This is a genomic window from Nocardioides pyridinolyticus, from assembly GCF_054653575.1.
Window position 1 is genome coordinate 1 of record NZ_BAAIFY010000045.1, and the last position, 13155, is coordinate 13155.

Sequence of the window (13155 nt, forward strand, 5' to 3'; positions counted from 1 at the left end):
TCCGCTGTAGGTGAACTTTTGACTCAGGACACTAGCCTGTCAGGTCAGCCGGTCAGGTCAGCCGCTCAGGTCAGACCGAGACGGTCGTCGCCGTCACCGGCGCGCCCTGGTCGCGAGCGGTCTCCAGGACCGAGCGCCAGGAGGCGTTCGGGCGGCGGCGCAGCAGCGCGCGGCGCTCCCGCTCCGTCATGCCGCCCCAGACGCCCCACTCGATCTGGTTGTCGAGCGCCTCCGCGAGGCACTCGGTGCGCACGGGACAGCCCGCGCACAGCTGCTTGGCCTTGTTCTGTTCCGCGCCACGCACGAACAGCTGGTCAGGGTGCGATTCGCGGCATGCAGCCGCAGGCGCCCAATCCTCAACCCACATGTGATGTCCCCACATCAAGTCCGAGATAGGCGGCGTCCCCATGACGCCTACCCGGGATGAATCCCCTCGGTAAAGAAGTTAAGGAATCATTCAGCCTCTGGGCAGACACATCCGACCCAATCCGTATAGTCCGAATTGACTAGTTACTTCTGACTACGAATAGGTCGGGGTGTCGCCGCTCCCGTACGCTGGGGAGCATGTCCGAGCCCCGCAGCGACCGCCCGTCCGCCGGCCGCGTGGCGTCCCATCTCGGGGTCATGCTGGTCGTCGCCGCCGTGATGGGCGTCGTCGTCGCCGGCCTCGCCATCCCGTTCGTCGGCGTGCTCGGCGTGGGCGCCCGCCAGGTCTCCGCCGCGATGGACAACCTCCCCGCGGAGCTCGAGACCGACCCGCTGCCGCAGAAGACCACGCTGCTCGACGCCGAGGGCAACACGATCGCGACGCTGTACGACGAGAACCGCGTCAACGTCTCGCTCTCCCAGGTCTCGCGAACCATGGTCAAGGCGATCGTCGCGATCGAGGACTACCGCTTCTACGAGCACGGCGCGCTCGATCTCAAGGGCACGCTGCGCGCGTTCATCACCAACCAGGCCAACTCCGGCGTGGTCCAGGGTGGCTCGTCGATCACGCAGCAGATGGTGAAGATGACCCTCCAATCGCAGGCCCGCACCAAGGAGGAGCGCGCCGAGGCGAGCGAGGACACCTACGCCCGCAAGCTCAAGGAGCTGCGCTACGCGATCGCGTTCGAGCAGCACCACACCAAGGACTGGATCCTCGAGCGGTACCTCAACATCGCCTACTTCGGCGACGGCACGTACGGCGTGCAGTCGGCCGCGCGCCACTACTTCAACAAGAACGCCAAGCAGCTGAACCTGCGCGAGTCGGCGATGCTGGCCGGCCTGGTGCAGAACCCCACGAACTTCGACCCGACCAACTCGCCCGACAAGGCCCGGGAGCGCCGCAACGTCGTGCTCGACCGGATGGCCCAGCTCAACGTCATCTCGCGCGAGAAGGCGGAGAAGACCAGGGAGATGAAGCTCGGCCTGCGCATCGTGCCGGCCAAGAACGGCTGCCTCTACTCCAGCGCCCCGTTCTTCTGCGACTACGCCATCAACTGGCTGCTCACCGACCCCGAGCTCGGCGAGACGGTCCAGGAGCGCAGGCAGCTGCTCAAGTCCGGCGGGCTGACCATCCGCACCACGCTCAACGCGGACTACCAGGAGGCCGCGGACAACGCGGTCCGGAGCAGCGTGGACAAGCAGGACCAGGCCGTGGGCGCGCTCGCCATGGTCGAGCCAGGCACCGGCCAGGTCCGCGCGCTGGCGCAGTCCCGCCCGATGGGCCGCAGCGAGGCCGCCGGCGAGACCTACCTCAACTACACCGTCCCGACCCGCTACGGCGACTCCGCCGGCTTCCAGGCCGGGTCGACGTTCAAGGCCTTCGTGCTCGCGGCCGCGATCGAGAAGGGCTTCCCGCTCACGACCACGTTCAACGCGCCGCAGTCGATGAGCATCGACCAGTCGGAGTTCGAGAACTGCCCGGACGCGGGCAACTTCGTCGGCACGTGGGACGTCGCCAGCTCGACGACGTCGGGATCGATGGACATGTACCGCGGCACCCAGGAGTCGGTGAACACCTACTACGCACTCCTCGAGAAGGCCACCGGCGTCTGCGAGCCCTACAAGATCGCCAAGCGGATGGGCGTCGACCTCACCGACCCCACCGGCGACGAGAACGGCTTCGGCGCCGAGCGGGTGCCGACCTTCACCCTCGGCATCGCCAACGCCAGCCCGCTGGAGATGGCCGAGGCGTACGCGACGTTCGCCGCCCGCGGCCTGCACTGCAGCTCCTTCCCGGTCACCGCGATCGACGACGCGAACGGCAGCCAGCTCAAGCGGTACGGCTCTCAGTGCAGCCAGGTGCTCAAGCAGAACACCGCCGACGCGGTCAACGACGTCCTCCGCGGCGTCCAGGAGCCCGGCGGCTTCGGCTACGACAACGGTGGCACCGGCCTTCCCGTCGACTCGGCCGGCAAGACGGGCACCACCCAGGACGGCAAGTCCGTCTGGTACGTCGGCTACACGACCGACCTCGCGACGGCCGCGATGATCGCCGGTGCGAGCAAGGACGGGCAGCGGCCGATCCCGCTGGCCGGCCAGACCATCGGCGGCACCTACATCTACGCGGTCTCCGGCTCGGGCTTCGCCGGGCCGATGTGGGCCGCGGCGATGCAGGCGATCCAGGGGACCTTCTCCGGCGGCCAGTTCGTGGCGCCGACGTCGATCGCCGCCAGCGGCGCGTCGACGCTGGTCCCGAGCACGTCGGGCATGTCGGTCGAGCAGGCCATCGAGACGCTGGAGGGCGCGGGCTTCCTCGCCATCGACGGTGGTACCGCCGCCTCCGGCAACACCGCCGGCACGGTCGCCTACACCTCGCCGTCGGGCGGCTCGTACGCCCCGGCCGGCTCGGTCATCACCGTCTACGAGTCCACCGGCGTCGCCCCGCCGCCCCCGCCGAGCAACAACGGTGGTGGCGGCAACGGTGGCGGCAACGGCCCGCGCGGCGGGAACGGCGGCGGGCCGGGTGGGAACGGGCCCGGCGGCGGACGCTGAGCCTCACCCGAGCTGGCGGCGTACCTCCGCGGCGACGGCTCCCCCGTCGGCCCGCCCCTTGACCTGGGGCTGGACGACGCCCATGACCTTGCCCATCGCCTTCATGCCCTCGCCGGCCGCACCGGTCTGCTCGACGGCGGCGGTGACGATGGCGGCGATCTCCTCCTCGCTCAGCTGCGTGGGGAGGTAGTCGGCGAGGATCGCGGCCTCCGCGGTCTCCTTCTCGGCCATCTCGGTGCGCCCGCCCTCGGCGAACGCGGTCGCGGCCTCGCGGCGCTTCTTGGCCTCCGAGGACAGCACGGTGATCACGTCGTCGTCGCTGAGCTCCTTGGCCTCCTTGCCGGCGACCTCGGCGTTGGTGATCGCGGTGAGCACCATGCGCAGCGTCGAGGAGCGGACCTCGTCGCGCGCCTTGATGGCGGTCGTGAGGTCGGCGCGCAGCTTGTCCTTGAGAACACTCATGCGCGTACTCGCTTCGCTCCGTGCGCGCATGAGGCACAGGTCGCGCTGCGCTGAATGACTCGCTCGCTTCGCTCGCTCATGTTGGCCATTGTGGCAGCCTTGCGGGCGTGAGCCTCCCCGCCGTCGCCCGTGGCCTCCTCGTTCGCGGAGCCCTCGGAGCCCTCGCCGCCGGCGCGGGGCTCACGGCCTACGCGATGGCGGAGGCGCGGGCCTACACGCTGCGCCGGGTCACGGTGCCGGTGCTGCCGCCGGGCAGCCTCCACGTGCGGGTCCTGCACCTGAGCGACATCCACCTGACACCCGGGCAGCACCGCAAGCAGGCGTGGCTCCGCGAGCTGGCCGGCCTGCAGCCCGACCTCGTGGTCAACACCGGTGACAACCTGTCGCACCGCGACTCGGTGCCGGTGCTCCTCGACTGCCTCGGCGGCCTGCTCGACGTGCCGGGTGCGTTCGTCTTCGGCTCCAACGACTACTTCTCGCCGACGCTGCGGAACCCGGTGAAGTACCTGCTGCCCGACGACGGCAAGCGGCACACCGACGTCCCCCCGCTGCCCTGGCGCGAGCTCCGCACCGAGTTCGAGACGCGCTTCGGCTGGACCGACCTGACGAACCGGCGCGCGGCGCTGAAGGTGCGCGACCTGCGGATCGCCTTCGCGGGTGTCGACGATCCGCACCTGGGCTACGACCGCCTCGACGAGGTGGCGGGACCGGCCGACCCGGACGCCGACCTGCGGCTCGGGGTCGCGCATGCGCCGTACCTGCGGGTGCTCGACCAGTTCGCGGCCGACGGGTACGACGCCGTGCTGGCCGGCCACACCCACGGCGGCCAGGTGTGCCTGCCGGGCGCCGGTGCCCTCACCACCAACTGCGACCTGGAGCCCGCCCGCGCGAAGGGCCTGCACCGCCACCCGCCGAGCTCGCGGCCCGGCGACCCGGGCTCGTCGTGGCTGCATGTGTCGGCCGGGATCGGCACCAGTCCGTACGCCCGGATCCGGGTCGCGTGCCGTCCCGAGGCGACCCTGCTGACGCTGGTGGCGACCGAACGATGAACCGATTTCAGGACGCCTGAGGTGCTCGGGTATGGTTTCTCACGGCTCGCTCCGGTGAGCTGATCGGGCTGTGGCGCAGCTTGGTAGCGCGCCTCGTTCGGGACGAGGAGGCCGCAGGTTCAAATCCTGTCAGCCCGACGCCTCTCCAGGGCCCGGATCCGCGTGCGGATCCGGGCCCTGCGCCGTTCCCGGAGCCACTCGAGTGGCACACTGCCTCCATGGCGGAGCCCGAGAAGGACCAGCCGTCGCTCGAGCTCCCGAAGCTCAGCCTGCGACGGCGCAAGCAGCGTCCCGCGCCCGAACCCACCCCCATGCCGGAGCCGGTCGTCGAGGAGACGCGTCCGATCGTCGTCGAGGAGCCGGAGCCGGAGACCGAGCCGGCTCCTGAGCCGAAGCCCGCGCGCAGGGTGATCCGGGTCCGCCCGGAGCGCGGCCCCGGCGGCATGCCCGCCGCGGTCGTCACCGGCCTCGTCGTCGGCCTCGGCCTCTGCGGGCTGACCTGGGCCGCCCTGCGCTCCTGCGAGGGCCTGCGGGGCACCTCGTCGTGCGGCGACGCCGGCTACCCGCTGCTCGGGCTGATGCTGGCGGTGATGGTCGTGGTCGGGTGGCTGCTGCTGCGGCTGCTCCGCGTCCCCGACCCGGCGACGACCAGCTTCCTCGCGGTCGGCCTGGCCATGGTGGCGGCGCTGCTCGTCCTCGTCGACCACCTCATGGACCGCTCGATGGTCCTGGTGATCCCGCTGCTGTGCGCGGCGACGTACGCCGTCGCCCACTGGGTGACGCGGACGTTCGTCGAGGTGCCCCGCGACTAGGTGGGCCGGGGCGGCGACTAGCGGACCAGCAGCTCCGCGATCTGCACGGTGTTGAGCGCCGCGCCCTTGCGCAGGTTGTCGTTCGACACGAACAGCGCGAGGCCGTGCTCGCCGTCCTGGCGGATCCGGCCCACGTAGGACGGGTCCTTGCCGGCCGCCTGCAGCGGGTTCGGGATGTCGGTCAGCTCCACGCCCGGAGCGTCGCCGAGCAGCTCGACCGCACGGGCGACCGAGAGCGGGCGGGCGAACTCGACGTTGAGCGACAGCGAGTGCCCCGTGAACACCGGCACCCGGACGCAGGTGCCGGACACCCGCAGGTCGGGGATGCCGAGGATCTTGCGGGACTCGTTGCGGAGCTTCTGCTCCTCGTCGGTCTCGAACTGGCCGTCGTCGACGATCGCGCCCGCCATCGGGAGCACGTTGTAGGCGATGGTCCGGGCGTACTTCACCGGCTCCGGGAAGGTCACCGCCTCGCCGTCGTAGGCAAGCTCGGTGGCCTTGTCGCCGGCCGCCGCGACCTGCGTCGCCAGCTCCTCGACGCCGGCGACGCCGGAGCCGGAGACGGCCTGGTACGACGATGCGATCAGCCGGACCAGCCCGGCCTCTTCGTGCAGCGGCTTGAGAACCGGCATGAACGCCATCGTGGTGCAGTTCGGGTTGGCGATGATCCCGCGGCCGGCCTCGAGCACCGCGCCGGCGGCCTCGGGGTTGACCTCGGCCACGACCAGCGGGATGTCGGGGTCCTTGCGGAAGGCGCTGGAGTTGTCGACGACGATCACACCGGCGTCGGCGAACTTCTGGGCGAGCGCCTTCGAGGTCGTCGCGCCGGCGGAGAACAGCGCGACGTCCAGGCCGCTCGGGTCGGCGGTCGAGGCGTCCTCGACCACGATCTCGCGCCCGGCGAAGGGCAGCACCGTGCCCGCGGAGCGGGCGGAGGCGAAGAAGCGCACGTCCCCGACCGGGAACTGCCGCTGCTCGAGGATCTGGCGCATGGCGACGCCGACCTGGCCGGTGGCGCCGACGACGCCGACGTTGAGGGTCCGGGCGCTCATGTTCTCTCCTTCGGGGTCCCCGCCACGTTGTTGGCGGAGGAGCGGGTGGGGGTTATCGGCCGGTCCCGCCGTACACGACCGCCTCGACCTCGGTGGCGTCCAGGTCGAACGCGGTGTGGGTGGCGCGGACGGCGTCGTCGACCTGCGACTCGTCGACGATCACCGAGATGCGGATCTCCGAGGTGGAGATCATCTCGATGTTGACGCCGGCGGAGGCCAGGGCCGCGAAGAACGTCGCGGTGACGCCGGGATGCGAGCGCATGCCGGCACCGATGAGCGAGACCTTGCCGATCCGGTCGTTGTACAGGAGCGTGTCGTAGCCGACCTCGTCCTGGATCCGCGCGAGCGCGCCCATCGCGGTCTGGCCGTCCGCGCGGGGCAGCGTGAACGAGATGTCGGTGCGACCCGTGGCCGCGGCCGAGACGTTCTGGACGACCATGTCGATGTTGACCTCGGTGGCCGCGAGGGCCTCGAAGATGCGGGCGGCCTCGCCCACCTTGTCGGGCACCCCGACGACCGTGATCTTGGCCTCGCTCCGGTCGTGGGCGACGCCGGCGATGATCGCCTGCTCCATGTCGTGGTCTCCTGCCTGGCTGTCCGGGATGACCCAGGTGCCCTCCTTCTGCGAGAAGGAGGACCGCACGTGGATCGGCATGGTGTACCGGCGGGCGTACTCGACGCACCGCAGGTGGAGGATCTTGGCGCCGGAGGCCGCCATCTCGAGCATCTCCTCGGTGGAGACCTTGTCGAGCTTGCGGGCCGCCGGGACGATCCGGGGGTCGGCGGTGAAGACGCCGTCGACGTCGCTGTAGATCTCGCAGACGTCGGCGCCGAGGGCCGCGGCCAGCGCGACCGCCGTGGTGTCGGAGGCTCCCCGGCCGAGCGTCGTGATGTCCTTGGTGTCCTGCGAGACGCCCTGGAACCCGGCGACGATCGCGATCGCGCCGCCCTGGATGGCCGCCTCGATCCGGCCGGGCGTGATGTCGATGATCTTGGCCTTGCCGTGGGCGGAGTCGGTGATCACGCCGGCCTGGGAGCCGGTGAACGACTGCGCCTTGTGGCCGAGCTGGGCGATCGCCATCGCGACCAGCGCCATCGAGATGCGCTCGCCCGCGGTGAGCAGCATGTCGAGCTCGCGCGGCGGCGGCAGCGGCGTCACCTGCTCGGCTAGGTCACGCAGGTCGTCGGTCGTGTCGCCCATGGCGGAGACCACGACGACGACGTCGTTGCCCGCCTTGCGCGTGTTCACGATGCGCTGGGCCACCCGCTTGATGCCGGCGGCGTCGGCGACGGACGACCCGCCGTACTTCTGCACGACAATGCCCACGGTTGGTCCCTACTCGATCGACTGGTGGTTGCCAGCCGCCAATTCTACCGAGGGGCGGGCGTGTTCCCGTCGAGCATCTCATCGGCGACCTCGAGCAGCTCGTCCTCGCCGCTGATGTCGGCGTCGAGGCGGTCGTGGGCCACGACCGAGAGCAGCGCGTTGAGCGCGACGCCGGCGAGGTTGCCCCACGAGGACACGTAGGAGAACTGCCACCACCACAGCGCCTCCTCGACGTTGCCGAGCCGGTAGTGGCGCAGTCCGTTCTCGAGGTCGGTGGCGATGCTGCTGAGGTCGTCGGAGAGCCGGCCGATCACCATCTCGGGCACGTAGGGGTCGAACACGTAGGCGTACGGGTCCACCGGCCCGAGCATGTCGGCGAGCCGCAGCCGCATCGCGTCGAGGTCGGGCTCGGGGCCGACGTCGGGCTGGTACTCCGCCCGCGGGGTGAAGTCGCGCTGCGCGCCCAGCCGGGCGCCCGCGAGCAGCACCTGGCTGATCTCGAGCAGCAGCAGCGAGATGGCCCGCCCGCCGTCGTTCTCGCGCGCGATCTCCCGCAGCGCCACCAGGAAGCTCTCGACCTGGTCGGCGATCTGCTGGGCGAAGTCCTCGGTCTCGTGGTCGATCGGGGTCTCAGTCATCTGCGGAACGCCTTCCTGCGAACGCGCGACCCAGGGTCACCTCGTCGGCGTACTCCAGGTCGCCACCTACGGGCAGTCCACTCGCCAGACGCGTCACGCGCAAGCCGAGCGGCTTGAGCATCCGCGTGAGGTACGTCGCAGTCGCCTCGCCCTCGAGGTTCGGGTCGGTGGCCAGGATCGTCTCGGTGATGGTGCCGTCGGCCAGGCGCACCATCAGCTCGCGGATGCGCAGCTGGTCGGGCCCGATGCCGTCGATCGGCGAGATCGCGCCGCCGAGCACGTGGTAGCGGCCGCGGAACTCGCGGGTCCGCTCGATCGCGACGACGTCCTTGTACTCCTCGACCACGCACAGCACCGCCGGGTCGCGCCGCGGGTCGCGGCAGATGCGGCACTGCTCGTCCTCGGAGACGTTGAAGCAGATGGAGCAGAACTTCACCTTGGCCTTGACCTCGATGAGCACGTCCGCGAGGCGCCGCACGTCGGTCGGGTCGGCCTGCAGGAGGTGGAACGCGATCCGCTGCGCGCTCTTGGGACCGACGCCCGGCAGCCGGCCGAGCTCGTCGATCAGGTCCTGGACGACGCCTTCGTACAAGTTGCGGTCCTAGAAGCCGAGCTGTCCGGGCAGCCCCGGCATGTCCTGCCCACCGCCGCCCGCGAGCGGGCCGAGCGCCTCGCCGGCGAGCGCGTCGGCCTGGGCCTTCGCGTCGCGGTACGCCGCCACGATCATGTCACCGAGGTCCGCGAGGTCGTCGGGCTCGCTGCCGTCGAAGCCGCCGGCCTTGATCTCGACGCCGACGAGCTCGCCCACCCCGTTGACCTTGACGGTGACCGCGCCGCCGGCGACGGTGCCGTCGACCACGGTCTCGGCGAGCTGCTGCTGGGCCTGCTCGAGCTGCTGCTGCATCTGCTGCGCCTGCTGGAGCAGGGCGTTCATGTCGAAGCCTCCGCCGCCGAGGGCATCGAAGGGGTTCTGGCTCATGGGGTCACCTCTCGCTGGTGGTCGCTGGTGGTCACTGGTGGCGGATCTCTTCGATCATCTGGGCGCCGAGCTCGCGCTGGAGGAGCTCCGCGGTGCTCATGCCCTGGTGCTCGGCGTCGACGTCCTCGGGGTGCGCCTCGGCGTCGGCCGCGGCCCAGTCGGGGCCGGACTCCGGCTTGGGGGCGTCGGCCGAGCGGGTCTGCTGGATCGCCTCGCGTGCGGCGGCGGTGACGTCCGGCTTCGGCGCCTCGCGCTCCGGCGGCGGCTGCGGGGCCGACTGCGGGGCCGACTCGGGCACGGCGGCCCGGGTGACCGTGGGCGTGCCCTCGGCCTGCGCCCCGGGGTCGACGATGGTGTCGATCTTCCAGTCCGCGCCGACCACGTCGATCGCGGCCTGGCGGAGCACCTCGTCGCAGCCGCCGGCCACGAACGAGTCGCGCGCGCCGGAGTTGGCGAAGCCGAGCGTCAGCGTGTTGCCGTCGACGCCCACCACCTGGCAGTTCTGGGTGAGGTGCATCCAGGCCAGCCGGCGGCGCAGCTTGGTCGCCTCGACGATGTCGGGCCACAGCCGGCGGACGTCGACGAGCGACAGCCCGCCGGTGGGGGCGGGCGTCGGCTCCGGGGCCGGCTCGGGGGCCGGCTCGGGGGCCGGCTCCGGGGTCGGCTCCGGGGCGACCTCCGGCGGGGCCTGCACCACGACCGGGGGCTGCTCGGGCTCCGGCTCGGGCGCGGCCGGTCGCGCCGGCGGCGGGGCCGGGCGGTCCTGCGCGGGCGCGGCCGCGGGGGTCGGCGCCGGCGTGCTCGGCGTACCGCTGATCGTGAGGCGCTTCTCGAGCCGGTCGAGTCGGGCCAGCACGCCTTCGGTCCCGTGGTCGGCGCCGGGCAGGAGGATGCGGGCGCAGAGGAGCTCGAGGAGGAGGCGGGGCGCGGTGGCGCCGCGCATCTCGGTGAGGCCGACCGCGGTGATGTCGGCGGCGCGGCTCAGCTCGGCCGCGCCGAAGCGAGCCGCCTGGGCGACCAGGCGCTCGCCCTGGTCCTCGGAGACGTCGATGAGGCCGGTGGCCGGGGCGTCGGGCACCGCGGCGACGATCACGAGGTCGCGGAGCCGGCGCAGCAGGTCCTCGGTGAAGCGGCGCGGGTCCTGCCCGGTCTCGATCACCTTGTCGACGACACCGAAGACCGCAGAGCCGTCGCCGGCCGCGAACGCGTCGACGACCTCGTCGAGCAGCGTGTCGGGGGTGTAGCCCAGCAGACCCGTCGCTAGCTCGTGCGTGACGCCCTCGGGGCCGGCGCCGCCGAGCAGCTGGTCGAGCACGCTGAGGGTGTCGCGGGCCGAGCCCGCTCCGGCGCGGACGACGAGCGGCAGCGCGGCCGGCTCGATCTGGACGCCCTCCTTCTCGCAGAGCTCGGAGAGGTAGGACGACAGCAGCCGCGGCGGGATCAGCCGGAACGGGTAGTGGTGGGTGCGCGACCGGATCGTCGGCAGCACCTTCTCGGGCTCCGTGGTCGCGAAGATGAACCGCAGGTGCGGCGGCGGCTCCTCGACGAGCTTGAGCAGGGCGTTGAAGCCCTGCGTCGTCACCATGTGGGCCTCGTCGATGATGTAGACCTTGTAGCGGCTCTTCACCGGGGCGAAGAACGCCTTCTCCCGCAGGTCACGCGCGTCGTCGACGCCACCGTGGGACGCCGCGTCGATCTCGATCACGTCGATGGAACCCGGGCCACCCCGGGCCAGGTCGCGGCAGCTCTCGCACTCCCCGCACGGGTCGGCGATCGGCGCCTGCTCGCAGTTCAGCGCCCGCGCGAGGATCCGCGCGCTGGTCGTCTTGCCGCACCCGCGGGGCCCGGAGAACAGGTAGGCGTGGTTGACCCGGTTGTTCGCGAGCGCGGACCGCAGCGGGGACGTGACGTGGTCCTGACCGATGACCTCGGCGAACGTCTCCGGCCGGTAGCGGCGGTACAGCGCGAGGGGTGACTCCACGCATGAACCCTAACCACCGGGTCCGACAGCCGGTAGCGCGCGGGGCTCCGATCCTTGTAACGCCGGGTTACCTGCTCCTCCCACGGGGTTGCACGATCGTGGGAGGAGCGAACAACCCGGCGTTACAAGGAGAGGCAGGGCTCGGCCCGGGGCTGCGCCCGGGCATGAAAAGGCCCCCCGCGCACCCGGCAGAGCTCGCTTACCCTTGCTGCCTTCCGGCCCTGGGGGAGTTGGGCGAGGTGCCGCCACACGGGGGGTTGGCCCCGAGTGTAGTGAGCGGCGGCCGGGGCATCAAAAGCCGCCCCGGCCGATTTCGCGGCGTCCGAGGCCGACCGGTACATTCCTCCGCGGAGGTATCGCCTAGTGGCCTATGGCGCTCGCTTGGAAAGCGGGTTGGGTTAACGCCCTCGGGGGTTCGAATCCCCCTACCTCCGCCAGAAGCGTCTTACTTGAACCCCCGAGGGTGTTACCCCTCAGGGAGACAAGGAAGTCGCTGAGAGTAGGAGCAGCGCCTCGGGCCTGCGTAGCGGAATCGCTACGTCGGCCCGGGGCGCTGTTTTCGTGCACGCCCGCCCGGGTCTCCGGGGTGTCGTCGAGGCGCGCGGCTTCGAGGATCCCCTTGACCGGTTCGTGCAGTTCGTCGTCTTGGACGCCGTTCTCGTCGACGTAGAGCTTCTTAAAGAAGGCGTCGTTGAGGTGGCTGCGGGCTTGGTCGGTGGCCTCGCGGTACAGGGCTGCGACATCGCGGATCAGTTGCATCGCGTCACCGAGTGACTTGGCGCCGGCTGCGAGGGCTGCGCCGCCCTTGTCGCGGTCGGCTTCGATCCGGGCGCGGTCTTCGCGGAGTCTGGTGAGTCGTTCGCGGATCTTCTGCTGCGGGAGGCCGGCTTCAGCCAGATCGATCAGCCGCTCTTCGCGGTTGTCGAGTTCCGTGAGTCGCTTCTCCAGGGTTGCGTTCAGGTCGCGGAGGGTGGCTTGCTCATCGTCGAGCGCTTCTTGCATGCAGCCTGTCACGGTGGCGATGAAGTCGTCGGGGAGTTCGATGCTCGCGTAGTGGCGCACGACGTAGTCCTCGACGAGGACTACCGGGAGGTATGGCAGGTCGCAGGCTCCGCTTTGGCGTCCGAGGCAGACGAAGTACTCGTACTCGCCGCCTCGTCCCCGATTGATGCTGTAGACGAGCTTGTTGATGCGCCCGGCCTTGGCGCATCGGTCGCAGTAAAGCTGCTTCTTCAGGTAGTGGAAGTGGGTGCGGTCGCGTCGAGTGGGCGCTGAGCGCTCTTGGTAGATCTCCTGGACGAGGGCGAATAGCTCCTGTGAGATCAGGGGCTGGTGTCGTCCCTTGAAGAGTTCGTCCTTGTAGCGGACGAGCCCGATGTAGTACGGGTCGGTCAGGATGCGGTGCCAGGTGCTGTCGGTGACGGTCTTGGCATCGGGGTGACGTCGGTTGGGGCGGGCGCGGAGGCCTCGGTCAGACATGGTCCGTTCGAGTCGTTTCACGGAGTAGTTGCCGGTGGCGTAGAGCTCGAAGGCTTGCTGGACGAGTGGTGCGCGGACCTCGTCGAGGCTGACGGCGCTGACCATGCGACCTTCGAAGTCTTCCTTGACATTGAGGTAGCCGAGTGGCGCTCGTCCGATCGTGCCGCCGAGCTTGGCCTTGTGGGCGAGCTTGCGGGCGATGTCTTCGCCCTCGGAGGCAGAGCGGTACTGGTTGATCGCTGCCAGGATGCCGCGGGTCATCTGCCCGGCCGGGGAGTCGTCGATGTTCTCGGTCGCGGAGATCAGGGTGACGCCGGCGGCGTCCATCTGGAGCATGACGAGGGCGTCGTCGATGCGGTTCCTGTTGAGGCGGGACAGTTGGTACACCATCACGTTG

General features: G+C 70.6%; 11 protein-coding genes, 2 tRNA genes, 1 other RNA gene and 1 pseudogene. 5 read left to right on the top strand and 10 right to left on the bottom strand.

Annotation, left to right across the window (positions count from 1 at the left end):
* Positions 1 to 70 precede the first annotated feature (70 nt).
* Complete coding sequence (locus ACYQ0U_RS21910; protein WP_459976014.1) at positions 71 to 367, bottom strand: WhiB family transcriptional regulator; 297 nt, start codon at positions 365 to 367, stop codon at positions 71 to 73.
* Between the two features lie 197 nt (positions 368 to 564).
* Between ACYQ0U_RS21910 and ACYQ0U_RS21915 the strand changes: the two genes are divergently transcribed.
* Positions 565 to 2979 carry a penicillin-binding protein gene (locus ACYQ0U_RS21915; RefSeq protein WP_459976015.1) on the top strand — a complete coding sequence of 805 codons (2415 nt, stop codon included), beginning with the start codon at positions 565 to 567 and terminating at the stop codon, positions 2977 to 2979.
* A 3-nt stretch (positions 2980 to 2982) separates the two neighbouring features.
* On the opposite strand, the gene ACYQ0U_RS21920 is transcribed toward ACYQ0U_RS21915, so the two are convergent.
* On the bottom strand, positions 2983 to 3441 hold the full coding sequence (locus ACYQ0U_RS21920) for a GatB/YqeY domain-containing protein (protein WP_459976016.1): 459 nt from the start codon (positions 3439 to 3441) through the stop codon (positions 2983 to 2985).
* Positions 3442 to 3635: 194 nt separating this feature from the next.
* On the opposite strand from ACYQ0U_RS21920, the gene ACYQ0U_RS21925 reads away from it, so the two are divergent.
* The 3 genes from ACYQ0U_RS21925 to ACYQ0U_RS21935 all read left to right on the top strand — a co-directional run bounded on the left by ACYQ0U_RS21925 (position 3636) and on the right by ACYQ0U_RS21935 (position 5302).
* The gene (locus tag ACYQ0U_RS21925) at positions 3636 to 4490 is read left to right on the top strand and encodes a metallophosphoesterase (protein WP_459976024.1); all 855 of its coding nucleotides are present in this window, start codon (positions 3636 to 3638) and stop codon (positions 4488 to 4490) included.
* 64 nt (positions 4491 to 4554) lie between these two features.
* A tRNA-Pro gene (locus tag ACYQ0U_RS21930) sits at positions 4555 to 4628 on the top strand.
* A gap of 80 nt (positions 4629 to 4708) precedes the next feature.
* Complete coding sequence (locus tag ACYQ0U_RS21935) at positions 4709 to 5302, top strand: hypothetical protein (protein WP_459976017.1); 594 nt, start codon at positions 4709 to 4711, stop codon at positions 5300 to 5302.
* Positions 5303 to 5319: 17 nt separating this feature from the next.
* On the opposite strand, the gene ACYQ0U_RS21940 is transcribed toward ACYQ0U_RS21935, so the two are convergent.
* From ACYQ0U_RS21940 to ffs, 7 genes are all read right to left on the bottom strand, one after another.
* Positions 5320 to 6354, bottom strand: a complete 1035-nt coding sequence (locus tag ACYQ0U_RS21940) for an aspartate-semialdehyde dehydrogenase (protein WP_459976018.1) — start codon at positions 6352 to 6354, stop codon at positions 5320 to 5322.
* A 52-nt stretch (positions 6355 to 6406) separates the two neighbouring features.
* Positions 6407 to 7681, bottom strand: a complete 1275-nt coding sequence (locus ACYQ0U_RS21945; RefSeq protein ID WP_459976019.1) for an aspartate kinase — start codon at positions 7679 to 7681, stop codon at positions 6407 to 6409.
* A 44-nt stretch (positions 7682 to 7725) separates the two neighbouring features.
* Positions 7726 to 8319 carry a DUF5063 domain-containing protein gene (locus ACYQ0U_RS21950; RefSeq protein ID WP_459976020.1) on the bottom strand — a complete coding sequence of 198 codons (594 nt, stop codon included), beginning with the start codon at positions 8317 to 8319 and terminating at the stop codon, positions 7726 to 7728.
* Positions 8312 to 8911, bottom strand: a complete 600-nt coding sequence (gene recR / locus ACYQ0U_RS21955) for a recombination mediator RecR (protein ID WP_459976021.1) — start codon at positions 8909 to 8911, stop codon at positions 8312 to 8314. Before recR ends, ACYQ0U_RS21950 begins: the two co-directional genes overlap by 8 nt.
* A 9-nt stretch (positions 8912 to 8920) precedes the next feature.
* Positions 8921 to 9298 (bottom strand): YbaB/EbfC family nucleoid-associated protein, encoded by a 378-nt coding sequence (locus ACYQ0U_RS21960; protein WP_459976022.1) that lies wholly within the window; start codon positions 9296 to 9298, stop codon positions 8921 to 8923.
* 31 nt (positions 9299 to 9329) lie between these two features.
* Complete coding sequence (locus ACYQ0U_RS21965; RefSeq protein ID WP_459976023.1) at positions 9330 to 11279, bottom strand: DNA polymerase III subunit gamma and tau; 1950 nt, start codon at positions 11277 to 11279, stop codon at positions 9330 to 9332.
* A 168-nt stretch (positions 11280 to 11447) separates the two neighbouring features.
* Positions 11448 to 11538, bottom strand: an RNA gene (gene ffs / locus ACYQ0U_RS21970) — signal recognition particle sRNA small type.
* A 90-nt stretch (positions 11539 to 11628) separates the two neighbouring features.
* On the opposite strand from ffs, the gene ACYQ0U_RS21975 reads away from it, so the two are divergent.
* Positions 11629 to 11716 (top strand) — tRNA-Ser (locus ACYQ0U_RS21975).
* Between the two features lie 850 nt (positions 11717 to 12566).
* Here ACYQ0U_RS21975 and ACYQ0U_RS21980 read toward each other — a convergent pair.
* Positions 12567 to 13148 (bottom strand): annotated as a pseudogene (locus ACYQ0U_RS21980) (recombinase family protein); the annotation flags it as partial.
* Positions 13149 to 13155: the final 7 nt, after the last annotated feature.

Bases quoted from the DNA above. Each gene is read 5' to 3' on its own strand.
- ACYQ0U_RS21960 (WP_459976022.1), bottom strand. From the start codon at position 9,298: ATGAGCCAGAACCCCTTCGATGCCCTCGGCGGCGGAGGCTTCGACATG.
- ACYQ0U_RS21910 (WP_459976014.1), bottom strand. From the start codon at position 367: ATGTGGGTTGAGGATTGGGCGCCTGCGGCTGCATGCCGCGAATCGCAC.
- ACYQ0U_RS21950 (WP_459976020.1), bottom strand. From the start codon at position 8,319: ATGACTGAGACCCCGATCGACCACGAGACCGAGGACTTCGCCCAGCAG.
- ACYQ0U_RS21925 (WP_459976024.1), top strand. From the start codon at position 3,636: ATGGCGGAGGCGCGGGCCTACACGCTGCGCCGGGTCACGGTGCCGGTG.
- ACYQ0U_RS21915 (WP_459976015.1), top strand. From the start codon at position 565: ATGTCCGAGCCCCGCAGCGACCGCCCGTCCGCCGGCCGCGTGGCGTCC.
- ACYQ0U_RS21920 (WP_459976016.1), bottom strand. From the start codon at position 3,441: ATGAGTGTTCTCAAGGACAAGCTGCGCGCCGACCTCACGACCGCCATC.
- ACYQ0U_RS21935 (WP_459976017.1), top strand. From the start codon at position 4,709: ATGGCGGAGCCCGAGAAGGACCAGCCGTCGCTCGAGCTCCCGAAGCTC.
- ACYQ0U_RS21940 (WP_459976018.1), bottom strand. From the start codon at position 6,354: ATGAGCGCCCGGACCCTCAACGTCGGCGTCGTCGGCGCCACCGGCCAG.